Genomic DNA, 23085 nt, shown 5'->3' on the forward strand with positions numbered 1-23085 from the left:
CAGCGTACGGGGAGTCACCGCGCCTTTGCTATCCAGGGCGGACGCCGATGTGCACGACGTCCGGAACGCCCCGGGCAACGGGGATCTCTTCGGTACGCACCTGTTGGAACCCGGCATTCCGCAAGGTTTCTTCGAAATCCGGGGAGGGCTTGGCCGACCACACGGCGAGTACCCCGAGCGGCCTCAACACCCTTGTGCAGGCGGCCAGTCCGGCCGGTGAGTAGAGACCGTCGTTGTCCTCGGTGACGGTCCAGTCGGGCCCGTTGTCGATGTCGAGGCAGAGCGCGTCGAACGTGTCCGATGTCTCATTGACGTAATGGACGAGGTCCGTCTCGACGATCTCCGTGCGCGGGTCGGCGAGGGCCTCCGCGGAGAGCCCGGACAGTGGCCCCGCGCGGTGCCACTCGATGATCGCCGGTTCGCGCTCCACCACGGCGATCCGTCCCCAGCGGGGCTGCCCGGCGGCGTGTGCGAGCGAGAAGCCGACCCCGAGGCCGCCGATCAGGACGTGCGGGTCCGCCGTGCGCGCGTCGAGGGCCGCGAGGGCGGCGTCGACGAGGCGCCGCTCCGAACGGCCGTCGGAGGTGTCCATCAGGAAGCAGCCGTTGGCGATGATCTGCAGCAGGTCACCGTGCCTGCGCAGCACGACCTCGCCGTACGGGCCCTCGCGGCGGTCCAGGACTTCGGGGGATTCGGGAATGTCGTACGGGGTGGACATGCGTTCATCCTGGCAGCCCTTTTACGCGGCGGTCATGCCCTTCCGCGCCCCGGAAGGTGATCGCTCAGAGCGAACGCGGCTCCGGGAACATTCGGCGGCTCACAAGCATTGAGTCGGCATAACTCAACTTGACTGCCGAAGGGGAGATCATGGCTGCTGAGTCCACACCGCTCGCCCTGCCTGTGCTGCCGCTCGACGACGAGGTCGTGCTGCCCGGGATGGTGGTTCCGCTGGACCTGAGCGACTCCGAGGTGCGCGCCGCGGTGGAGGCCGCCCAGGCCGCCGCCCGGACCGAGCCGGGTAAGCCCAGGGTGCTCCTGGTGCCACGCGTCGACGGGACCTACGCCGGTACCGGCGTGCTGGGCACGATCGAGCAGGTCGGCAGGCTGGCCGACGGCGATCCGGGCGCCCTGATCCGCGGCCGGGGCCGCGTGCGGATCGGCGCCGGGACCACCGGGCCGGGCGCGGCGCTGTGGGTGGAGGGCACCCGCATCGACGAGACCGTGCCCGAGCCCTTGCCCGGCCACGTGACCGAGCTGGTCAAGGAGTACAAGGCGCTCGCCACCGCCTGGCTGCGCAAGCGCGGCGCCTGGCAGGTCGTCGACCGGGTCCAGGCCATCGACGACGTCTCCGCGCTCGCCGACAACTCCGGCTACTCGCCGTTCCTGACCACCGAGCAGAAGGTCGCCCTGCTGGAGACCACCGACCCGGTGGCCCGGCTGAGGCTCGCCACCCAGCAGCTGCGCGACCACCTCGCCGAGCAGGACGTCGCCGAGACCATCGCCAAGGACGTCCAGGAGGGCGTCGACAAGCAGCAGCGCGAGTTCCTGCTGCGCCGCCAGCTCGAGGCCGTCCGCAAGGAGCTGCGCGAGCTCAACGGCGAGAAGGAGGGCGAGGAGTCCGACGACTACCGGGCCCGCGTGGAGGCCGCCGACCTGCCGGAGAAGGTCCGCGAGGCCGCGCTCAAGGAGGTCGACAAGCTGGAGCGCTCCTCCGACCAGTCGCCCGAGGGCTCCTGGATCCGCACCTGGCTCGACACGGTCCTGGAGATGCCGTGGAACGAGCGCACCGAGGACGCCTACGACATCCAGGGCGCCCAAGCGGTCCTGGACGCCGAGCACGCGGGCCTGGCGGACGTGAAGGAGCGGATCACCGAGTACCTGGCGGTGCGCAAGCGGCGCAGCGACCGGGGCCTGGGCGTCGTCGGCGGCCGGCGCGGCGGCGCCGTGCTGGCCCTGGTGGGCCCGCCCGGCGTCGGCAAGACCAGCCTCGGCGAGTCCGTCGCCCACGCGATGGGCCGGAAGTTCGTCCGCGTCGCCCTCGGCGGCGTCCGCGACGAGGCCGAGATCCGCGGCCACCGCCGCACGTACGTCGGCGCGCTGCCCGGCCGGATCGTGCGGGCGATCAAGGAGGCCGGGTCGATGAACCCGGTCGTGCTCCTCGACGAGATCGACAAGGTGGGGTCGGACTTCCGCGGCGACCCGGCCGCCGCGCTGCTCGAGGTCCTCGACCCGGCGCAGAACCACACCTTCCGGGACCACTACCTGGAGGTCGAGCTCGACCTGTCCGACGTCGTGTTCCTCGCGACGGCCAACGTCCTGGAGGCCATCCCGGAGGCCCTGCTCGACCGCATGGAGCTGGTCCGCCTCGACGGCTACACCGAGGACGAGAAGGTCGTCATCGCCCGCGACCACCTGCTCCCGCGCCAGCTGGAGCGCGCCGGACTGGACGAGGACGAGGTCACGATCGACGAGGGCGCGCTGCGCAAGCTGGCCGGCGAGTACACGCGCGAGGCGGGCGTGCGCACCCTGGAGCGGTCCGTCGCGCGGCTGCTGCGCAAGATCGCGGCCCAGCACGAACTGGGTGAGCGGAAGCTGCCCTTCACCGTGACCGAGGGCGACCTGCGGGATCTGATCGGCCGGCCGCACCACGTGCCCGAGTCCGCCCAGGACCCGGCCGAGCGCCGCACCGCCGTCCCCGGTGTCGCCACCGGCCTCGCGGTGACCGGCGCCGGCGGGGACGTCCTCTACGTGGAGGCCTCCCTGGCCGACCCGGAGACGGGCGCCGCGGGGCTGACCCTGACCGGCCAGCTGGGTGACGTGATGAAGGAGTCCGCGCAGATCGCGCTGAGCTTCCTGCGCAGTCACGGCGCCGAACTGGAGCTCCCGGTGGGCGACCTGAAGGACCGGGGCGCGCACATCCACTTCCCGGCGGGCGCGGTGCCCAAGGACGGCCCGAGCGCGGGCGTCACGATGACCACCGCCCTGGCCTCGCTGCTCTCCGGCCGGCTGGTCCGCACCGACGTGGCGATGACCGGTGAGGTCTCGCTGACCGGGCGGGTGCTGCCGATCGGCGGGGTGAAGCAGAAGCTGCTCGCCGCGCACCGCGCGGGGATCACCACCGTGATCATCCCCAAGCGCAACGAGCCCGACCTGGACGACGTCCCGGCGGAGGTGCTGGACAAGCTGGACGTCCACGCCGTCACCGACGTCCGCCAGGTCCTGGAGCTGGCGCTGTCGCCGGCCACCAGCGGCGCGGCGCCCGAGGTTCCGGTCGCCGCGTGACGGAGGCGGCCGGATGAGGGAAGGCCCGGGTCCCGTGAGGGAGGCCCGGGCCTTCACCGCGTCCGGGGCCGGCCGGTCAGCCCAGCGCGAAGGCCCGTACCCCGTCCGGGGTGCCGTTGAAGAGGTCGTGGTCCCCGACGGTCGGCCCGGTCGAGGTGTACTGCCACATCGTGTACGTGTCCCAGCCGGCGGGCAGTTCGCCCACGGTGGAGGCGTACCGGGCGATCCACAGGGGAGTGGTGGCGGCGAAGCCGGCGTAGTTGCCGGTGCACTGCTTCCACCAGCTGGTGGCCGTGTAGAGGACGGCGTCCCGGCCGGTGCGGTACCGGTACTGGTCCAGGAAGTCGCGGATCCAGCTCACCATCGCGCTCTGCGACTTGCCGTAGCAGGCGTCGCCGTACGGGTTCCACTCGATGTCGAGCACGCCCGGCAGGGTCCGGCCGTCCGCGGACCAGCCGCCGCCGCGGTCGACGAAGTAGTCGGCCTGGGCGGAGCCGCTCGCCGTGTCGGGCGTGCCGAAGTGGTAGGAGCCGCGGACCATGCCGACGTCGTAGGAGCCGTCGTACTGCTGGGGGTGGTACGGGTTGGTGTAGTACGTCCCCTCCGTGGCCTTGGTGTAGGCCCAGCGGACGCCGCTGTTCCACAGGGTCGTCCAGGCGACGTCGCCCTGGTGACTGGAGACGTCCACGCCCTCCGTCCGGGTGGCGCGGACGGTGGGGAGTCCGCCGCGGCCGTCGTGGGCGAGCACGCCCGCGCCCATGCGGGCGGAGCCGCGCGGAGGGGCAGCGGGAGCGGATTCGGCCGCGGCGGCCGTGCGGGGGAGGGAGACCACCGCGAGCAGGACCGCGCCGGCGGTCGCGAGTGCGCGTATGCGGGGGAGGCCGGATCTGTGCACAGGCATGACGCATCTCCGAAAGATCGGTGTGGGGCGAACCCGGAATGTGACCCACGTCCCATGTAGTGGGCATGCCACGCAATCGCCTGGTGAGGAAACTGCGCACGTGGACCGCGGCGGGGCGGGGTGTCCTCCCCCACGGTCCGAAGGACGTGGGAGGTGCCCCCGGCCGCCGTTGGTCTACGCCTGCGAAATACTGGTGGAGCTGCGGCGACGTCGCCACTTGGCGGGAAACTCGTCGGACCGGAAAACCGAAGCAGGGGCAGACGTGCACGAACAAGGACACCGAGACGAAGAGCGTGCCGACTCCCCGGAGCCCGCGCCGGGTGTGGACCGGCCCGGATTCCTCGCGCTGGAACGCGAGTTGACGGTGCTGCTGCGGCGTGCCCGGGCCAGCCAGGGGGAGATGGCCCGCGCGGTCCACCCCGACCTGGAGCCGTCCGCGTACGGGCTGCTGGTCCGTCTGGATGAGTGCGGCCGGCAGCGGGCCACCGAGCTGGCCGCCTACATCGGCGTCGGCAAGGCCACGATGTCGCGCCAGCTGCGCGCGCTGGAGGAGCTCGGTCTCGTCGCCCGCGAGCCGGACCCCGCCGACGGCCGCGCCTGGCTGATCACCCTCACGCAGGAGGGCCACGCACGGGTCCGCAGGGTCCGCGAGGCCCGCCGCGCCCGTTACGCCGGCCGGCTCGCCGACTGGGACCCCGCCGAGGTCACGGAACTCGCCCGGCTGCTGAACCAGCTGAACCGGGGCATGGAGAATTGACCCCGTACGGAGTACCGCTAACGGGGTGACAGCTCGGCGTACACCACCGTCGCGTCGTCGTGCGTCTTGCCGCGGCGCGGCGGTACCCGGTCCGCGTCCGCCCGTTCCAGGGTCCGTACGCGCTCCACCAGGCACCGGGCGCCCTCCTCGCGGACCAGGGTGAGGCAGTCCGCCCAGTCGCCCTCGTGGAACCTCTCCACCCAGCGCGCCGCACCGTCCGTCAGGGCGGCCAGGGCGCGCACCTCGTCGCGCGGCAGCGAACCGGTGACCGCGCGGGAGGCCACCGAGGGATCCGCCGCCGCCGTGAAGAAGCCCCCCTCCTTGTTGCGCAGCGTGGTGTCCACCAAGGTGTGGCTGGCCAGGGCCGAGCGGGGCAGCCGGTCCAGCCGGTCGTCCAGCAGCGCCGTGACCGAGCCGCCGGGGGACTCGACGAGCAGGGCCGAGTCGGAGAGCACCAGGTAGTCCACCGAGGCCGGTGACCAGCGGGCCAGCACCACCGTTGCCTGAGGCGTACGAGGGTGAGAAAGGTCACAGGTTGCCGCGTGGCTCCCGGCGGTACGCGTGAGGGCCCGGGACAGCAGCTCGGCCAGCGGAACATCCGGGAGGGAAACGGTCAGTTCGGTCAGCGCCCCGCCCAGCCGCGCGGTGAACCAGGGCACGGAATGCAGACATCCGCCGCCGTCCCCCGGTGGTGTGACCCCGTCCAGCAGCACGAGCGAACCGCCCTGTCCGGAGGCCGGAAGTCCGACACTCGCGAAGTCCTCGTTGGGGCGGCCGGGATCACCGGGCTCCGACACAAGCTCCGTACGCATCCCGCCAGTCTGCACGAGCCCTTCACCAGGGCCGCGAAAGGCCTTCGCCGATCACCGGATCACCGAAGCCGCGCAGGTCAGACGCCTGATTTGGGAGGGAATGCAGTGCTCCGGGAAGACGTGGCGGCGAATATTGCCACCGCCCGCCGCAGACGTCCAACCGGCGTGCCGCGCGGAGCCGCTGCGAGAGGCGGCGGAACTTGCCCCTCAACTCACCTCCGGGGTTCACTCCTTCGAGTGGCGGGTCAGGTGATGCGCATCCACTGTCCACGGTCACTGGGAGGGTCGGGGAGCGATGGGGGCGCCTCGCTGTCCGAGCGCGGTCAAGAGCTCGGGGTGAACGCCCGCACCCGTTGACGGAGCGTCACCCGGACCCACGGGTACACGAGTCAGGAATGCGAGCACCGGTGCAGAAGTCGCGGCCTCGTCGCACAGGCAAGCAGACGGCCCCCAAGGGGGACGCGGAGCAGACGACCGGCGTAGGCAGGGGCCGCCCCACCCATGTGCGCAACCGGCTCATCGTCGCCGTGGCCGTGGTGGCCGCCGCGATCGCCGCGGCCGGGGCGCCCTCCGTGCTCACGGCCTCCGGGCAGCTCAAGGACGCGCAGGACCTGGTGACGCTCGCCGAGCAGACCCAGGACGCCCTCACCCTGGCGCACTCCCTCGCCGACGAGCGCGACGAGGTCGTCCCCTACATCGCGGCCGGCCGCCCCAAGTCCGAGGCGCCCTCCGAGGAGCACAGCGCCCGCGTCGACCGGCAGGTCGAGGAACTGCGCGCCGACACGGACATCCCCCAGGAACTGCACGACGGCCTCGACGCCGTCGCCGCCGTGCGCAGAGCGGCGCTCACGGGCAAGAGCAGCCCGCTCGAAGCGCACCAGGCGTACTCCACCGCCATCACGCGACTGCACCGGCTCGCCGAACAGCTGGCGGAGCAGACCCCGCCCCGCGCCGGCTCCGGCGCCTACGCGCTCACCGAGCTGGACTCCGCCGTCCAGCAGGCCGCCGCCACCCGCGGACTGCTGCTCGCCGCGCTGAACGTGCCGAGCACCACCCGGACCGTGATCGACCCGATCACCGGCCTGCCGTCCACCACCACCAGCACCTCGGACGCCGACACCGAGCGGCGCGACGCGCTGACCGCCGCCGCGCTCCAGGCCCGGCTGCGCTCCGACGCGGCCCTCGCCGACTTCCGCGAGACCGCGCCCAAGGCCGCCCGCGCCTCCTACGACTCCACGGTCACCGGCCCCGAGGTCGAGTCCGCCGAGAAGTACCTCGCCCGCCTCACCGACGAGCCGACGCTCTCCGACGACGACCTCGCCACCAGCGCCAAGAAGCTGCGGGCCGCGCTCACCGCGCGGGTCGAGACGATGCGCGGGGTGGAGTCCGCCCTCTTCGACAAGCGCACCAAGGACCTCGCCCAGCTGCGCGACGACGACGTCACCGCGCTGGAGATCCGGATCGCCGTCCTCGGCGCCCTGATGCTGCTCACGATCGGCATCGCCACGGCGATGGCCCGCACCCTGACGCGTCCGCTGTCGGTGCTGCGCCGTGGCTCCGCCCGCCTCGCCGAGGCGGAGGACCTCACCGGCCAGGAGCCGATCGCCTTCACCGGCCGCAACGACGAGTTCGCCCAGGTCGTCCGCTCCGTCAACGCCCTGCACGCGCGCGCCGCCGCCCTCGCCGAGCGGATCGCCACGCTGGAGGCCGACCGCAAGCACCTCGTGGGCCAGCGGCAGAAGATGGCCGACGCCCGCGAGGAACTGCGCACCGAACTCGCCGAGTCCACCGCCCACCTGGAGCGGCTGCGCGCCGGCATCGGCGGCACGTTCGTCAACCTCGCGCTGCGCACCCTCGGACTGGTCGAGCGCCAGCTCGGCGTCATCGAGGGGCTGGAGGAGCGGGAGGACGACCCGGACCGGCTGGCCACCCTGTTCAAGCTCGACCACTTCGCCACGGTGATGCGCCGGCACAGCGAGAACCTCCTCGTCCTGGCCGGTACCGAGCACGTGCAGCACGCGGCGGGCCCGGTTCCGCTGGTGGACGTCGTACGGGCCGCGGTCAGCGAGATCGAGCGGTACGAGCGGGTCCGTATCGCCGCGCTGCCGCCGCACGCGCACATCGCCGGGTTCGCCGCGGACGACCTGTCCCACCTGCTGGCCGAGCTCATGGAGAACGCCACCTCCTTCTCCCCGCCCGACCTGCCCGTCGAGGTCTCCGGCTGGCTGCTGGAGAACGGCGAGGTCATGCTCTCCGTCCAGGACGAGGGCATCGGCATGACTGGGGAGCGGCTGGAGCGGCTCAACTCCCGGCTGTCCGACTTCGACCCGGAGGTCACGTACGACGCGGAGGCCGAGGACGGTCTCGGTCTCGGCCTGTACGTCGTGGCCCGGCTCGCCCACCGGCACGGGGTGCGGGTCCGGCTGCGGGAGCAGAAGCAGGGCGGCATCGCCGCGGTCGTCGTCCTCCCCGACCCCCTCCTGGCGCCCGCCACCCCCGACGCGGTCCCCGCCTCCGTCGCCGGCGGCACCCCCGCGTACTCCCTCCCGGGCGCCGACGCCGAGGCCAACTCCAACGTCCTGCAGGGCCGCACGGAGTCGGACGACCCGCTGGTCGCCCTGGCGGAGAAGGCGGTACGCCACCAGGGCTCGCCCGGTGGGGAGACACCGGGCGAGCCGATGGAGACACCGGCGGCGGACGGCGCGGACGACTCCTCGCCGGCCCCCGCGGAGGAACCGGCGGGAAGCCCCGCCGGGCGGCCCGGGGAGGCCCGCGCCGAGGCGGCGGCGGACGGTGCCGGCGGGCCGGCGGAGGCGGAGGCTTCCGCCGGGGCGGCGGAGGATTCCGCGCCGGGCGGCGGGGACGAGGCCGCACCGGACCGTGCGGGGCACGAGGACGCGGAGGGCGCCGACGCGCCGGCCGAGCGGCCCGCCGAGGTCACGATGGAGCTGCTGATCCCGGCACAGCCGGAGGGCGAGAGCGTTCGCCCGGGGGCGGGTCACGCGGGCGGAAACGATGTTTCGGCCGGGGCCGCGGACGCCGCTTCACAGCCGTTCGGCGCGGGCGCGGACGCCGCCGTCCGTCCGGGCGCCGGTCACGCGGCCGGAGACGAGGAGACCCCGTCCGGCGCCGCGCGCCGGCCGGCCGGCGAGGACACGGAGGGTGCCGCCCGCCCGACCACGGCCCACGGGAACGTACCCGGAGCGGACGCCGGGGCCGGGGAGCACGCCGGAGCGGGCGCCGGGTCCGAGAGCCGGTCCGCAGCGGACGCCGCCTCCGAGGGCGGCCCCGCAGCCGGCGCCGGGGACCCGGCAGGGCTTCCGCGGCGGCCGGGCGCCGGGTCCGGGGAGCACGCCGGAGCGGACGCCGGGTCCGGGGGCGGCGCCGACGCGGAGCACGCGCGCGTCGCCGACGGGGACGGGGACGGGGAGCCGGTCACGGCCAAGGGACTGCCCAAGCGCACGCCGAGGATCACCGCGCCCGCCGCGGCCCCGCGCCCGCGTACCGGGGCCGTGGACGCCGAGGCCCTGCGCCGCCGGCTCGGCGGTTTCCGTCAGGGGGCGGACGCCGGGCGCCGGGACGTCGAGGCGGAACTCGCCGAACGGACCGGTGGCCACCGGGCGCCGTCCGACCCGGCCGCCACATCCGAAGAGACCACGGGGGGCACAGTCGAGGAGGCAAGCAGTTGACCGCGACCGGTACTGTCGGACTGAGCAGTGAGGCCCGCAACCTGCACTGGCTGTTGAGCAATCTCGTCGAGGAGGTGCCCGGCATCCTCTCCGTCGCGGTGGTCTCCTCCGACGGCCTGCTCCTGCTCTCCTCCGACGACTCCCGCAACACCGCCGCCCGCGAGGCGCGGGGCGCGAAGCGCACCGGCCCCCGCGGCTCCGCCGCCGACCTGGCCACCGTCGTCTCCGGCATCGGCAGCCTCACCGTCGGCGCCTCGAAGCTGATGGACTTCGGTCCGGTCAAGCACACGATGGTGGCGATGGACGAGGGCAGCCTGTTCGTGATGTCCATCAGTGACGGTTCCCTGCTCGGCGTGCACGGCTCCGCGGACTGCGACATGAGCGTGGTGGCGTACCACATGGCCCTGTTCGTCGGCCGCGCCGGCCATGTCCTGACCCCGGAACTCCGCAGCGAGCTGCGCCAGTCCCTGGAGAGCGAGTCCACCGGGAGTCCCCGATGAGCAAGTCCAGGAAACAGCTCCCGGTCCGCGGCGGCGACCGCAAACCCGCCCGGGTCCGCCCCTACTCGCTCACCGGCGGCCGCACCCGCTTCGGCCACGTCCTGCTCGTCGAGACGTTCGTCGGCGCCACCGCCGCGCTCGAAGCCGCCGAGGAGCGCAGGGAACTGACGAACGGCAACCTCACCTCCCGCGTGATGCCGGAGATGCGGGCCATCGTCGAACTGTGCCGCCGTATGCGAACGGTGGCCGAGATCGCCGCGCTGCTGAAGATGCCGCTCGGCGTGGTCCGCGTGCTCCTGAGCGACCTCGCGGACCAGGGAAAGATCCGTGTCTACGGAACGGGGACCGGCCACGGCACGGGCCGCCCGGACCGCGCGCTGCTGGAAAGGGTGCTGAGTGGACTCCGCCGTCTCTGATGCCGCTCACGGCGTCTCCCCGCTCGTCGAGGACGACGAGCCCCTGCTGCCCTGGCAGACGGACCGCACCCGGGCACCCGTCGCCACGAAGATAGTGGTGGCGGGCGGCTTCGGCGTCGGCAAGACCACGCTGGTCACCACGGTCTCGGAGATCACGCCCCTGGAGACCGAGGCGCTGATGACCGAGGCGAGTGCGGAGCACGACGACCTCACCGCCACGCCGGACAAGCTCACCACCACCGTGGCCATGGACTTCGGCCGCGTCACGCTCGACGACGACCTGGTGCTCTACGTCTTCGGCACCCCCGGCCAGCAGCGGTTCTGGTTCATGTGGGACGACCTGGTGCGCGGCGCGATCGGCGCCGTCGTCCTGGCCGACACCCGCCGCCTGAAGGACTGCTGGCCGGCGCTGGACTACTTCGAGAGCTGCGGACTGCCGTACGTCGTCGCGGTCAACCACTTCGACGGCAGTGAGCGGTTCGACGCCGAGGACGTGCGGGAGGCGTTGACGATCCCCGCGCACATACCTGTCATGATCATGGATGCCCGCCGCCGGATCTCGGTCATCGAGACCCTCCTGTCCCTCGTGGGCCACGCACTCGACGAAACCCCCGAGTAACTCTCGAGCAGCCCCCGAGCAGCCCTCTTAGGAGCGTCCCCCGTATGCGGAAGATACTCGTCGTCGGAGCCGGCCAGTCCGGTCTCCAGCTGGCCCTCGGCCTTCAGTCGCACGGGTACGAGGTCACCCTGATGTCCAACCGGACCGCGGACGAGATCCGCACCGGACGGGTGATGTCGACGCAGTGCATGTTCCACACCGCCCTGCAGCACGAGCGCGATCTCCAGCTGAACTTCTGGGAGTCCCAGGCCCCGAAGATCGAAGGACTCGGCGTCTCGGTCGCGGCCCCCGGCTCCTTCGACCCGGGCCCCTCGCAGCGCGCGATCGACTGGCTGGGCCGGCTCGACGGGTTCGCGCAGTCGGTGGACCAGCGGGTGAAGATGGCCGGCTGGATGGAGACCTTCGCCCAGCGCGGCGGCCAGCTGGTCATCCACGGCGCGGCGGTCGGCGACCTGGACTACTTCTCCCGCACGTACGACCTCGTGCTCGTCTCGGCGGGCAAGGGCGAGCTGGTGCAGATGTTCGCCCGCGATCCGGAGCGCTCCCCGTACAGCACGCCGCAGCGCGCCCTCGCCGTCGCCTACGTCCACGGCCTCGGCCCGCGTCCGGAGCACCCGGACACGGAGGCGGTCCGCTGCAACCTGGTCCCCGGGGTCGGCGAGATGTTCGTCATGCCGACCCTCACCACCTCGGGCCGCGCCGACATCCTGTTCTGGGAGGGCATACCCGGCGGCCCGCTGGACGCCTTCAAGGACGTCAAGGACCCGGCGGAGCACCTCTCCCTGACCCTGGAACTCATGGAGAGGTTCCTCCCCTGGGAGTACGCGCGGGCCACCAAGGTCGAGCTGACCGACGCCGGCGGCACCCTCGCCGGCCGCTACGCCCCCACCGTCCGCAACCCGATCGGCCGGCTGCCCTCCGGCGGCCTCGTCCTCGGCGTCGCCGACGTGGTCGTCGCCAACGACCCGATCACCGGCCAGGGCTCCAACTCCGCCTCCAAGTGCGCCGCCTCCTACCTCGCCTCGATCCTGGAGCACGGGGAGAAGGAGTTCGACGAGACCTGGATGCAGGGCACCTTCGACCGCTACTGGGAGACGGCGCGGCACGTCACCAAGTGGACGAACGCCATGCTCGCCCCGCCGCCGGAGCACGTCCTGAACCTGATCGGCGCGGCCGGACAGCTCCAGCCGGTCGCGGACCGCTTCGCCAACGGCTTCAACGACCCGGCCGACTTCGAGAACTTCTTCTACGAGCCGGAGAAGACCGAGGGCTACCTGATGGAGGTCTCGGGCGCGTCCGGCGCGTGACCCGAGGCGTACCCCTCGTCGGACCCCTCCGTCGCCCCCGCGGGGAGCTCCGGCGGCACGTACCGCCGTACGGGCTCCCCGGCCGGGTCGGGGCGTACGGCGCCCAGCACCGGGTTGGCCGCGATCGGGGAGACCTTGATCCGCGCACCCGGGCGGGGCGCCTGCACCACCATGCCGTCGCCGAGGTAGAGGGCGACGTGCGTGGCCTCCGGGAAGTACACGACGAGGTCCCCCGGCCGCAGCTCCGCCAGCGGCACCCGCTCCAGCCGTGCCCACTGCTCCTGGCTGGTCCGGGGGATCGGCGTCCCGGCGGCGCCCCACGCCTTCGACGTCAGCCCCGAGCAGTCGTACGCGGCGGGCCCCTCCGCGCCCCACTCGTACGGCTTCCCGAGCTGCTCCACGGCGTACCGCACGGCCCGTTCGCCCGCCGCCGAGGGAGGAGTGCCGCCGCTGCCCAGCGCACCGGAGGACACCAGCTCCTCCTGCGCCTCGGCCACGTTGTCCCGCTCCAGTTCGGCCAGCGCGGTGAGCTGCTCGGCGGTGAGCGAGGCGAGGAGTTCCTCGACCGCGCGGAGCCGTGCGAGGACCTCGTCCCGCTCCTTCCCGCGCCGCTCGGTGAGGGCGAGCCGGACGTCGAGGGCCTTGCGGGCCCGGCGGGCCAGGGCGCCGGCCTCCTTCTCGTCGCCGGTCAGCCGGCCCACCGTCCGGGCCCGCTCCCGCGCCAGCCGCCCGATCACGTGCCCCTGGTCGAGCGCGCGCTGCGGATCGCGTGCGAGCAGCAGCCGTACGTAAGGGGAGAGGCCGGTGACGCTCTGGTACTGCTGGCGGGCCAGCCGTCCGGCGGCGCCCCGGCTGTCGTGCAGGGAGAGCCGGGTGCGGGCGAGGGCCCCCTCCAGCCGCTCGGCCTCGGCGCGCTGCCTCTTCAGCCGTTCCTCGGTGGCGTTGTAGGTCTCGGTGGCCTTCTCGGCCTCCCGGTACAGGGTCTGAAGCTCCGTCAGCAACTCGGCGACGGAACGCTCGCCGGTGCCGCCGCCCGGTTCCGGGACGGCCGTCGCGGGCGCGGGCGCGAGAACGGCCCCGGCCGCCAGCGCCGCCGCGCACACCAGACGCAGAAGCCTTCCTGACACTCCATCACCTCCGATGCGGGGCGGCTCGTCCGCTCCGCATCGCGAGCATCAGGCGGGTGTGCGCGGTCCGCGCGCCGAGTGTGCGCGGTTCGGCGCAACCCGGTCACCCGTCGGCGTCGTCCGGCTTGCCCTCCGGCGTGGCGTCCGGACCGGGCGCGGCCTTCGACCACGGCCACCTCCGGCGGTCGCCGGCCCGCCCCGTGGGGTCGTACAGGTACTTCCAGCCCCGGGTCAGCCCGGTCCGCGCGCTCCGCGCCCGGGGCACCCGCCGGTAGACCAGCACGGTGGGCGGGCCGCCGTCCGGGGCCGGGACGGGGATGCGGTACGTCTTCGGCGGGTGCCCGGTGATGCCCAGCAGCACGGGCAGGACGCGCCCGTCCATGGGCCCGCCCTCGAACGGGGTGTCTTCGCTCTTCACGCCCCCAGTGTCGCGCGACGCGCGGGCCGTCAGAGGTCCGTGGCCAGCTCCCGCACCAGAGCCTCGGTCTGCGCGTCGCGCCGCGCGGTCACCTCCAGCACCGCCACGAACTGCTCCACGAGCCAGTCCCGCAGCTCGTCCAGGGGCGGCTGTTTGTCCTCGTCGAGCCAGATCAGCGAGGCCGCCTCCACGGCGGTGATCCACATCCGGATCGTCATCCGCAGCCGGGGTCCGGGCCCGGCGACCCCGAGGTGGCTGAGGATGTGCTCGGCGGCGGCCCGCCGCACGCCGTCCACGATGGCGGTCGTACGGGAGGTCTCCACGACGCTCCCGCCCTGGAGCAACGCGCTGAACCCGGTGTCGTGCTGGTCGACGAAGGCGAGGTAGCGGTCGAGGGCCCGGGACAGCCGGGGCAGCAGCGGGCCCTCGTGCGGCTCGTCGAAGCAGTGCCGCAGCTGGTCGGCGGCGGACATCAGGGCGGCCTCGTACAGCTGCTGCTTACCGCCCGGGAAGTACCGGTACACCAGGGGACGCGACACGCCGGCCGCCTCCGCCACGTCGTCCAGGGAGACGTCCTCCGGGGCACGGTGGGCGAAGAGGGACAGCGCGGCCTCGAGCAGCTGGCTGCGGCGCTCCTCGACGCTGAGCCGCCGGTAGGCGGGGGTGGGGGCCTGCGGGGTCATGCCCGCAGGGTAACCGCCCGCCCGGCTGCGCGAGCAGTCCCGACGACTTCCACCACCGCCGTCCGACCCCGCGCAGCACGCCGATGTCGTCCAGGCTGTGCTCGATGTGCGGCTGCGGCGCATGGCGGTGAGCCGTTCGGGGATCGTGGTGGTCTGGTGCGAGCGCCTGTCTACGCGAGCAGTCCGGACGACTGCCAGAGCTTCCGTCCGACCCCGCGCAGCACGCCGATGTCGTCCAGGAAGTCAGTGAGCTTCTTCGCCCCCTGCTGCATCACGTCCCGGCGATGGGTGCTCGCCCTGACCTGGGCGACGGCCTCACGCCTGTCCAGGCCGACGTTCGTGTACACCTCGGGGTTCACGAAGGCCACGGAGAACACCCGGGCGAACTCGCCCGAGGTGACCCGGGTGAACTCCTGCGACCACTTCGGCGCGGTCACCATCTGGCGCCGCAGCTCCTCACGGGCGTAGCGCACGTGCCGGGCCTCCTCCACGACGTGGATGCGCGTGACGCCCCGGATCAGCGGCTGGACCCGCTCGTCCGGGAAGGTCAGCCGCTGCATCCAGTCCAGGACCTCCTCGCCGAGCAGGGTCGCGGTGAAGGAGCCGGGGGTGGTGGAGACCGTCTTGAACAGCCGGCCGAGGTTCTGGTGGACGCGGCTCACCGGATACCAGGGGGTGCCGCCGCGGGTGATCACCCGGGCGAACATCTTGGAGTGCCGGCACTCGTCCTCGATCTCGGTGAGCGCGTAGCGCACGTGCGCGCTCGTGGCGGCCTTGTCGTAGATGTGCCGCACCAGCAGCTGCATCAGGATCAGCTCGAACCAGATGCCGAGCGAGGCGAGCGCGGCGGCCTCGTGCCGCGAGAGCAGGAGGCGCTGCTCCTCGCTCATCCGCTTCCACATCGGGGTGCCGTACAGCGACACCAGCTCCGGCGGCCAGAACCACTTGCCCTCCTCGAAGGGGGCCTCCCAGTCCAGCTCCTTGTCCGGGTCGAAGGAGTGCCTGGCGGACGACTCGAGCAGCCGCTGGGCCACCTGCTCCCGGTTCTTGAGCAGCCCGAGCGCGTCCCGCAGACCATCGAGCGCGTCGGCTTCCGACAGGGGCGTCATGACGGTTCCACCTCGGGGGCGTCTCGGGTTACCGGCGGGTCACCCACTTATGAGACTGCCTGTCAGCAAGGTCGTCAATCCCTCGGGCGGGACTTGTTGACGGCGGATCCTGTCTGTTGCTCTGGGTGCGCTTGCCGGGCTGAACGGACTCCCCGTGGTCTACGTCCACGAACTGGACCCCATGGCCAAGTCGTACGTACCCGTGGGCATCTTCCACAACCGGCTCAAGCCGACCGTTCCGTTCCCCGTCGACATCGACCTCACCGCCGTCGACCGCCGCCGCTAGACCGAGCAGCCCAGCCCTTCCGGCACCTCCCCGATCAGCGGCTGCGCGCCGCCGGGCGGGAACGACGTGCGCAGGGTGAACGCGTACGGGGTCGGGCCGTTGGTGCGGAGGTGGAGGAGGCGGGACTCGGCCTCCGCGACCGTCGGGCGGTGGCCCGCGGGGACCCACCACAGCGCCGCCATCGCCTCCTCGACGCGCTCGAACCACTCCCGGCGCCGCGCCAGCATCTCGCGGTGGCGGCCCTGGTACATGAACGCCGTCAGGGCGTCGGTGTTCCGCCACACCGACATGTTGATGATCAGCCAGGAGTCGCCGAAGACGGCGATGTCCGTCGCGTCGCCCCCCTCGCTCTGCAGGCGCCAGACGAAACCGTCGGCGGCGTCGGCGTCCGCGTTCACCGGGTCGAGGCCGTCGACGAAGTCCTTCAGCTGCGGGGAGTCCAGCGGGGCCTTGAGACGGGCGATGTTCACCTGGGCGAGTTCGTACGCGGTCTCGGTCATGTACCGAACGTTAGGTCGGGAGCGCGGCGCTCCGACACCCCTGTCTCACCAAGTGGTCCGTGACGCCTACGACTTCAACACCGCCTCCATCACCGCCCGCGCGATCGGTGCCGCCGTCCCGCCGCCGCTGATCTCCCGCCGGTTCGCCGCCGCGTCCTCGACCACCACCGCGACCGCCACCTTCGCCTCCATGTCCGCACCGCCCTGCGCCCAGGAGATGAACCAGGCGTACGGCGTACCGGAGTTGCCCAGTCCGTGCTGGGCGGTGCCGGTCTTGCCACCGACGATCGCGCCGGGGATCGCCGCCTTCGTGCCGGTGCCGTCCTCCACCACCCCCCGCATCAGCTCCCGCATCCGCATCGCCGTCGCCGGATGCATGACCCGCCGCACCGGACGGGAACCGGCCGTCGACACCGTGCCACCGCCCGCCCGCGTGGTGCGCTCCACCAGGTAAGGCTCCCGCATCTGCCCGCCGCCCGCGACGGCCGCCGCGACCATCGCCATCTGCAGCGGTGTCGCCCGGGTGTTGTACTGCCCGATCGACGACAGCGCGAGCTGCGCCCGGTCCACCGTGGTGTCGAAGGTGCTGCGCGCCACCTGGAACGGAACGCGCATGTCGGAGTCGTTGAAGCCGAAGTTCTCGGCCGTCGTCTTTATTTCCGCCACTCCCGTGGTCACCCCCAGCTTGGCGAACACCGTGTTGCAGGACCAGACGAACGCCTTCCGCACCGAGGCGTTCTCGCAGCCCTCGGACCCGTTGGTCAGCCGGGTCCTCGTCCCCGGCAGGGTGTACGGGTCGGGGGAGCGGGTCGGCGCGTCCAGGTCCTCGACCACGCCCGCGTCCAGCGCCGCCGCAGCGGTGACCACCTTGAACGTCGAACCCGGCGGATACGTCCGCTGCACCGCCCGGTTCAGCATCGGCCGGTCCGGGTCGGCGTTCAGCCGCGCCCAGGCGTCCCGCGCCGCCCTGCCGTTCCCGGACAGCAGCGCGGGGTCGTACGACGGGACCGACACCAGCGCCAGGATCCGCCCGGTCGACGGCTCCACCGCCGCCACCGCGCCCTTCCGGGAACGCAGCCCCTCGTACGCCGCCCGCTGCGCCGCCGGATCGATCGTCGTCACCACGTGGCCGCCCGCGTTGCGGGAGCGCGTGAACTCGTTCCACAGCGGCAGCGGCGCGAGGACCGGGGCGGCCCCGGACAGCAGCTCGTCCTCCGTGTGCTCCAGCAGCGTCGTCCCGTACTCCTGCGAGGCGAAGCCGGTCACCGGGGCGTACAACGGCCCGTCGCGGTACGTCCGTTCGTAGCGCAGGTGCTCCCCGGTGTCCCGGGAGCCGGTGACCGGCCGCCCGCCGACCAGGATGTCGCCGCGCGGCTGCTGGTAGCGGGCGATGGCGTCCCGGCGGTTGGCCGGGTTGTCGTCGTAGGCGTCGGCCCGCAGGACCTGGACGCGGGCGGCGTTCACCAGCAGCGCCACCAACAGCAGGGCGCAGAACAGCGCGGCATGCCGGATGTGCCGGGTCACCGGGGCGCACCCCCGCCGCCGCGCCGGACGCGGCGGCTCATCGGACGGCACCCCCGCCGTCCTGCCGCCGCGCGGAGTCGCTCAGCCGGACCAGCAGCGCCACGATCGCCCAGTTGGTCACCACCGACGAGCCGCCCTGCGCCAGGAACGGCATCGCCATCCCGGTCAGCGGGATCAGCCCGGTCACCCCGCCCGCGATCACGAACACCTGGAGCGCCACGAGCGAGGCGAGCCCCACCGCGAGCAGCTGTCCGAAGGGGTCGCGCAGGGCCAGCCCCGCCCGGTAGCCGCGCTCCACCAACAGCCCGTAGAGCAGGAAGATCGCGGACAGCCCGGCCAGGCCCAGCTCCTCACCGGCCGTCGCCAGGATGAAGTCGGACTTGACCGCGAAGCCGATGAGCACCGAGTGTCCGAGCCCGAGCCCGGTGCCGAGCGTCCCGCCCTCCGCGAAGGCGAACAGGGACTGGGCGATCTGGTTCGGGCCCTCACCCGCCTCGATGGAGCCGAACGGGTGCAGCCAGGTCTCGATCCTGTGGTGCACGTGCGGTTCCAGCCGGCCCACCGCCACCGCCCCCAGCGAGGCCAGCAGCAGCCCCACCCCGATCCAGCCCGTCCGGCCGGTGGCGACGTACAGCAGGACCACGAACAGACCGAAGAACAGCAGCGAGGTGCCGAGGTCCCGCTCCAGCACCAGCACGCCCACGCTGACCAGCCAGACGGCGACGATCGGGCCGAGCACCCGCCCGGTGGGCAGCCGCAGCCACCGGGCGCGGCGGCCGGCGTAGGCGAGGGCGCCCCGGTTCGCGGCGAGGTACGCGGCGAAGAAGACCGCCAGCAGCACCTTCGCGAACTCGCCGGGCTGGATGGAGAAGCCGGCGACCCGGATCCAGATCCGGGCCCCGTTCACCGCCGGGAAGAGGATCGGGACCGTCAGCAGGACCAGCGCGGTGGTGACGCAGACGTAGGTGTAGTTCTGCAGCACCCGGTGGTCGCGCAGCACCAGGACGACCGTGGTGAACAGCGCCACGCCCAGCGTCGACCAGACCAGCTGGGTCGGGGCCGCCGGATCGCCCGGCGTCTCCAGGTCGAGCCGGTAGATCAGCACCAGGCCGAGGCCGTTGAGCAGCACCCCGATGGGGAGCAGCACCGGGTCGGCGCGCGGGGCGCGCCGGCGCACCGCCAGATGGGCGACCAGCGCGAGCGCGCCGAGCCCGGCGCCGTAACCGGCGGCGCCGGGCGGGACGGTGCCGTTCCTGGCGAGGCCGACGGCGCAGTAGCCGTACACCGACAGCAGGACGGCCAGGACGATCAGGGCGAGTTCGACGCCACGGCGCCCGGTGAGGCGGACGGCGGGCGCGGGCGGATCCGCCGTCGCCAGGGTGATACCGGCCTTGCTCATGTCCGGAACTTAACCGAATGGGGCGCCTTGCGTGCTTCGCTCGTCAGCACCAGCGTGGCGCGGGGCCGATGTTGTCGATGTGGGCGGCCGGGCCCCACGCCCAGGTGCCGTCCGTGAGGAGGTACCAGAGCGGGTTGCCCTCCACCTTGTCGCCCGGGACCTTGCAGAAGATCGAGACGACGTCGCCCTTGTGGACGTACCGGATGATCTGCGAACCCCGGTTCGGGGCGCTGCGCAGGGGCAGGGACCCCGCCGTGACGACACCCTTGTACTCGCCCTGGTCGCCGTGGTTGCCGCCGGCCGGGTTGTCGAAGTTGCCGTTGCCGCCCTGCTGGTTGCCGTTGCCGTTGCCACCTTGCTGGTTTCCGTTGTCACCCTGCTGGTGGTTGTTGCCGCCGGCCTGTTGGTTGAAGTTGCCGTTACCGCCGGCCTGGTTGTTGAAGTTGCCGTTGCCGCCCTGTTGGTTCGCGTTGCCGGCTTGCTGGTAGCCGTTGCCACCCTGTTGGTTGCCGTTGCCGCCTTGCTGGTTGCCGCCGCCCTGTTGGTTGCCGTTGCCGTTGCCGTTACCGCCTTGCTGGTAGCCGTTGCCGCCGGCCTGGTTGTTGAAGTTGCCGTTGCCGCCCTGTTGGTTCGCGTTGCCGGCTTGCTGGTAGCCGTTGCCACCTTGCTGGTTGCCGTTGCCGCCTTGCTGGTTGCCGCCGCCCTGTTGGTTGCCGTTGCCGTTACCGCCTTGCTGGTAGCCGTTGCCGCCGGCCTGGTTGTTGAAGTTTCCGTTGCCGCCCTGCTGACTCCAGTTCCACTGGCCGCCGCCCTGGTTCGGGTCGTCGGCGGCGACGGCGGGGGTGACGGCGGTCGCGGCCGCGAGGGCCCCGGCGGCGAGAGCTATGGGCAGACGGCGGGTGAGCGGGGGGCGCGGGGGGCGCAGGGACATGACAGTACCTCCACATGCGGTGAAACGGGTCGAAGGAGACTTATCGCCACACTAGGAGCGACCCTCCGTGCCCGCCCGCCCTGCTGCGCCATCGGAGACGGTGCCGCCCGCCCCGCCTACTCCGTCAGCTCCTCCAGCAGCCGTGCCGTGGGCAGCCCGGCGCGGAGGTAGTCGACGAACAGGTCGTTGTGCAGGGCCCAGGGCGAGCGGCGGGAGCGGATCAGCCGGATCGCCGCCTCGGCGGTCCTGCCCTGCCGCATCAGCGCGTGCGCGGTCACCAGGCCCGAGCGGTTGTACCCGTGGTAACAGCGCACGAGGACCGTACGGCCGCCGTCCAGTGCCTCGCACGCCGCCTCGGCCAGCCGGATCACGCCCGCGAGCTGTGTCCCGTCCAGCGGCCCGTCGGGGATCGGCCACACATGGTGTTCGACCCCGGGGTCCGGGCCGTGTCCGGGCAGCCGCAACAGCGTCTGCACAAGATCGAACTGCCGGTTCACCACAGCGAACTCCAGCCGGCCGGAAAGGCCCCGGAACTCGTGCCCGCCCATCCACAGACCGGGCACGATCTCGTTCCACGGACTGTCCGGAGCCGGTATGTCGGGTTGCCTCCTGCGGGTACGCAACGGCGCCTCCCCACCCTCACCGCCCAACTCCTCTCAAAGGTAACCGGCTTCTTGCCCCTGGAGCACCCCGCCTGTTCCCATGGACATGGGGTGATGGTGCATGGAGCGACTGCGCGTCATACCGACCTGGCGGTACGGCCGCGAAAGGCTGTACGTCTGCCTCCCGGACGGCAGGAACGTCGCCTGGTACGACCGTGAGACGGCCAGGGTGAACCTGCTCGGCGAGGACCACGAGGAGGACGTGCTCACCGCGCTGGGCCCCTTCCTCACCGGCCCGGTCTCGGTCGGCCCGCCCCCGGTTCCCACCCCCGCCGAGCTGGCACGTCTGTCCCTGCACCCCGACGACGACCTCGCGCCGAACCGCCCCGGTGAGGCCCTGCTGATCGATCTCGACCGTAACCCCGGCCCGGCCCGCCGCCTCCGCCCCGACCCGCGCCGCAGGGCGCTCACGGCGGAGCGGACGGTGGGCGAGGCCCTGGACCGCACGGACGGCGCCGGCTGGCACGCCCTGCACTCGGTTCCGCTCCCCGGCGGCGACCGCATCCACCACCTGCTGATCGGTCCCGGCGGTCTGTACGCCGTCCACGCCCTGTACGCCCACCGGCAGCGGGTGACGGTCGCCGACCCCCGGGTCGGCCTGGGCCGGCACGAACCGCGCCCTCTGCTGCGCCGGGTCCGGGCCGACGCCGACCGTGCCTCCTACGCCCTGACGGCCGAGGTCCGCCCGGTGCTCGTCCTGGTCGGCGCGTCGGCCGTGACGATCCCGGCCCCGCCCCGCGAGGTGCGCGTCCTGACGGACGCCGACGTGGAGTCCCTGACCCGCACGGGCGGAGTCCTGAAACCGGCCGACGTGGAGGCCCTGCACGCGATGGCCCGGGACCGGAACACCTGGGCCCGGCTGTGACCGGCCGGGGCCGTGGGGCGGCTTCTCGTGGCGTCACGGAGTGACCGGGGCCGCGGACCCCGGGCCGGCCGGTGCGGCACTTTCTCCGGACCGCTGGGCGCGAGCCGTCGCCCCCCGTCCCGGTGGCGGGCATCATAGGATGGAAATCTCGCGCAAAATGCGACAAATTCCCCGACTGTGATCGGCGGGCGACCGGAGAGGTGTCGCACATGAGATCCATCTGGAACGGCGTGATCTCGTTCGGCCTGGTCAGAATCCCGATCAAGCTCGTGAACGCCACCGAGAGCCACGCGGTCCCCTTCCGCGAGATCCACACGGAGGACGGCGGCCGGATCCGGCACCGCAAGTTCTGCGAGCTGGAGGACCGCGAGGTCACCGCCCAGGAGATCAGCAGGGGCTACGAGGAGGCGGACGGCACGATCATCCCGATCACCGACGAGGACCTGGCCCACCTGCCGATCCCCACCGCCAGGACGATCGAGATCGTCACCTTCGTTCCCGAGGAGCGGATCGATCCGCTCCAGCTGGGCGCCGCGTACTACCTGGCGGCGGGCAGGGCGCCGGCCGCCAGGCCGTACACGCTCCTGCGGGAGGCCCTGAAGCGCGGCAACAGGGTGGCCATCGCGAAGTTCGCGCTGCGGGGCAGGGAGCGCCTGGGCATGCTCCGCGTGGTCGGCGAGGCGATCGCCCTGCACGGCCTGCTCTGGCCGGACGAGGTCCGGGCCCCCGAAGGGATCGCCCCCGCCGCGGACGTCACCCTCCACGACAAGGAGCTGAACCTCGCGGACGCCCTGATGGACGCCCTCGGCGAGGTCGGCCTGGAGGACCTGCGCGACGAGTACCGCGAGGCGGTGGAGGAGGTCGTCGCCGCCAAGATCTCGGGTGAGGCCCTGCCCGAGGTGCCCGAACCGGAGCGCGGCGTCGAGATCCTGGACCTGACGACGGCCCTGGAACGGAGCGTCCGCGCGGCCCGCGGTGAGCCGGAGGAGGCCGGGGCCGAGCGGTCGCCGCGGCGCGGGACGTCCCGCTCGTCCCCCAAGGAGACCGGCGGCAGGAAGTCCACGTCGACGGCGGAGAAGAAGACGGCGTCCCCGGCACGGAAGTCGACGTCGAGGACGAGCCGGGCCGAGAAGAGGACGACGGCGAAGAGCACGGCAGGGGACACGGCCAAGAGCACAGTCAAGAGCACGGCCAAGGGCACGGCCGGGAAGGCACCCGCGGAGAAGACCCCGGCGAAGGCGAAGAAGACGGCGGCGTCCCGCAAGCGCTCGGCCTGACCCGCCGCGGGGACCGCCCGC

General features: G+C 72.7%; 21 protein-coding genes and 1 pseudogene. 10 read left to right on the forward strand and 12 right to left on the reverse strand.

Annotated features, from left to right (window positions below):
- Positions 1–28 precede the first annotated feature (28 nt).
- Positions 29–718: a spermidine synthase gene (locus tag KUM38_RS13685; protein ID WP_217129597.1), complete on the reverse strand. Its 690-nt coding sequence runs from the start codon at positions 716–718 to the stop codon at positions 29–31.
- A 149-nt stretch (positions 719–867) separates the two neighbouring features.
- On the opposite strand from KUM38_RS13685, the gene lon reads away from it, so the two are divergent.
- A complete protein-coding gene (gene lon, locus KUM38_RS13690; RefSeq protein WP_217129598.1) occupies positions 868–3282 on the forward strand; it encodes an endopeptidase La in 2415 nt (804 codons plus the stop codon).
- 76 nt (positions 3283–3358) lie between these two features.
- Here the strand turns inward: lon and KUM38_RS13695 are convergent, their stop codons facing one another.
- Entirely contained in the window at positions 3359–4183 is an 825-nt protein-coding gene (locus KUM38_RS13695) for a lysozyme (RefSeq protein ID WP_217129599.1), read from the reverse strand.
- A 262-nt stretch (positions 4184–4445) separates the two neighbouring features.
- On the opposite strand from KUM38_RS13695, the gene KUM38_RS13700 reads away from it, so the two are divergent.
- Positions 4446–4940, forward strand: coding sequence for a MarR family transcriptional regulator (locus KUM38_RS13700; protein WP_217129600.1), 495 nt, complete (start codon positions 4446–4448; stop codon positions 4938–4940).
- Positions 4941–4957: 17 nt separating this feature from the next.
- On the opposite strand, the gene KUM38_RS13705 is transcribed toward KUM38_RS13700, so the two are convergent.
- On the reverse strand, positions 4958–5752 hold the full coding sequence (locus KUM38_RS13705) for a protein phosphatase 2C domain-containing protein (RefSeq protein WP_217129601.1): 795 nt from the start codon (positions 5750–5752) through the stop codon (positions 4958–4960).
- A gap of 395 nt (positions 5753–6147) precedes the next feature.
- Here KUM38_RS13705 and KUM38_RS13710 point away from each other — a divergent pair, with 395 nt between their 5' ends.
- The 5 genes from KUM38_RS13710 to KUM38_RS13730 are packed head-to-tail and all read left to right on the forward strand — an operon-like array spanning position 6148 to position 12283.
- A complete protein-coding gene (locus KUM38_RS13710; protein WP_254397080.1) occupies positions 6148–9441 on the forward strand; it encodes a nitrate- and nitrite sensing domain-containing protein in 3294 nt (1097 codons plus the stop codon).
- Complete coding sequence (locus KUM38_RS13715; RefSeq protein ID WP_217129603.1) at positions 9438–9941, forward strand: roadblock/LC7 domain-containing protein; 504 nt, start codon at positions 9438–9440, stop codon at positions 9939–9941. Before KUM38_RS13710 ends, KUM38_RS13715 begins: the two co-directional genes overlap by 4 nt.
- The gene (locus KUM38_RS13720) at positions 9938–10357 is read left to right on the forward strand and encodes a DUF742 domain-containing protein (RefSeq protein WP_217129604.1); all 420 of its coding nucleotides are present in this window, start codon (positions 9938–9940) and stop codon (positions 10355–10357) included. Before KUM38_RS13715 ends, KUM38_RS13720 begins: the two co-directional genes overlap by 4 nt.
- On the forward strand, positions 10338–10976 hold the full coding sequence (locus tag KUM38_RS13725) for an ATP/GTP-binding protein (RefSeq protein ID WP_217129605.1): 639 nt from the start codon (positions 10338–10340) through the stop codon (positions 10974–10976). Before KUM38_RS13720 ends, KUM38_RS13725 begins: the two co-directional genes overlap by 20 nt.
- Before the next feature lie 44 nt (positions 10977–11020).
- On the forward strand, positions 11021–12283 hold the full coding sequence (locus KUM38_RS13730) for a styrene monooxygenase/indole monooxygenase family protein (protein WP_217129606.1): 1263 nt from the start codon (positions 11021–11023) through the stop codon (positions 12281–12283).
- Here KUM38_RS13730 and KUM38_RS13735 read toward each other — a convergent pair.
- The 4 genes from KUM38_RS13735 to KUM38_RS13750 form a co-directional block, all read right to left on the reverse strand.
- On the reverse strand, positions 12247–13410 hold the full coding sequence (locus tag KUM38_RS13735; protein ID WP_217129607.1) for a C40 family peptidase: 1164 nt from the start codon (positions 13408–13410) through the stop codon (positions 12247–12249). The genes KUM38_RS13730 and KUM38_RS13735 overlap by 37 nt on opposite strands.
- Before the next feature lie 103 nt (positions 13411–13513).
- Positions 13514–13828, reverse strand: a complete 315-nt coding sequence (locus KUM38_RS13740; RefSeq protein WP_217129608.1) for a hypothetical protein — start codon at positions 13826–13828, stop codon at positions 13514–13516.
- Positions 13829–13857: 29 nt separating this feature from the next.
- Positions 13858–14511 (reverse strand): TetR/AcrR family transcriptional regulator, encoded by a 654-nt coding sequence (locus KUM38_RS13745; RefSeq protein ID WP_217129609.1) that lies wholly within the window; start codon positions 14509–14511, stop codon positions 13858–13860.
- A gap of 170 nt (positions 14512–14681) precedes the next feature.
- A complete protein-coding gene (locus KUM38_RS13750) occupies positions 14682–15620 on the reverse strand; it encodes a diiron oxygenase (RefSeq protein ID WP_217129610.1) in 939 nt (312 codons plus the stop codon).
- Between the two features lie 142 nt (positions 15621–15762).
- Here KUM38_RS13750 and KUM38_RS13755 point away from each other — a divergent pair.
- Positions 15763–15906, forward strand: a pseudogene (locus KUM38_RS13755) (Uma2 family endonuclease); the annotation flags it as partial.
- Here KUM38_RS13755 and KUM38_RS13760 read toward each other — a convergent pair.
- From KUM38_RS13760 to KUM38_RS13780, 5 genes are all read right to left on the reverse strand, one after another.
- Complete coding sequence (locus tag KUM38_RS13760; protein WP_217129611.1) at positions 15903–16406, reverse strand: DUF3291 domain-containing protein; 504 nt, start codon at positions 16404–16406, stop codon at positions 15903–15905. The pseudogene KUM38_RS13755 and the gene KUM38_RS13760 sit on opposite strands and share 4 nt — an antisense overlap.
- A gap of 66 nt (positions 16407–16472) precedes the next feature.
- A complete protein-coding gene (locus tag KUM38_RS13765) occupies positions 16473–17930 on the reverse strand; it encodes a penicillin-binding transpeptidase domain-containing protein (protein WP_217129612.1) in 1458 nt (485 codons plus the stop codon).
- A 37-nt stretch (positions 17931–17967) separates the two neighbouring features.
- Complete coding sequence (locus KUM38_RS13770; RefSeq protein ID WP_217129613.1) at positions 17968–19329, reverse strand: FtsW/RodA/SpoVE family cell cycle protein; 1362 nt, start codon at positions 19327–19329, stop codon at positions 17968–17970.
- A gap of 43 nt (positions 19330–19372) precedes the next feature.
- A complete protein-coding gene (locus tag KUM38_RS43270; RefSeq protein WP_217129614.1) occupies positions 19373–20260 on the reverse strand; it encodes an SH3 domain-containing protein in 888 nt (295 codons plus the stop codon).
- Between the two features lie 116 nt (positions 20261–20376).
- The gene (locus KUM38_RS13780; RefSeq protein ID WP_217129615.1) at positions 20377–20883 is read right to left on the reverse strand and encodes a dual specificity protein phosphatase family protein; all 507 of its coding nucleotides are present in this window, start codon (positions 20881–20883) and stop codon (positions 20377–20379) included.
- A gap of 100 nt (positions 20884–20983) precedes the next feature.
- On the opposite strand from KUM38_RS13780, the gene KUM38_RS13785 reads away from it, so the two are divergent.
- Both KUM38_RS13785 and KUM38_RS13790 read left to right on the forward strand, forming a co-directional pair.
- Positions 20984–21787: a nuclease-related domain-containing protein gene (locus tag KUM38_RS13785; RefSeq protein WP_217129616.1), complete on the forward strand. Its 804-nt coding sequence runs from the start codon at positions 20984–20986 to the stop codon at positions 21785–21787.
- A gap of 209 nt (positions 21788–21996) precedes the next feature.
- Positions 21997–23064, forward strand: coding sequence for a Ku protein (locus KUM38_RS13790; RefSeq protein WP_217129617.1), 1068 nt, complete (start codon positions 21997–21999; stop codon positions 23062–23064).
- Positions 23065–23085 lie beyond the last annotated feature (21 nt).

This window comes from Streptomyces sp. AC558_RSS880 (genome assembly GCF_019049255.1).
In the GTDB taxonomy this organism is placed as follows: Bacteria; Actinomycetota; Actinomycetes; order Streptomycetales; family Streptomycetaceae; genus Streptomyces.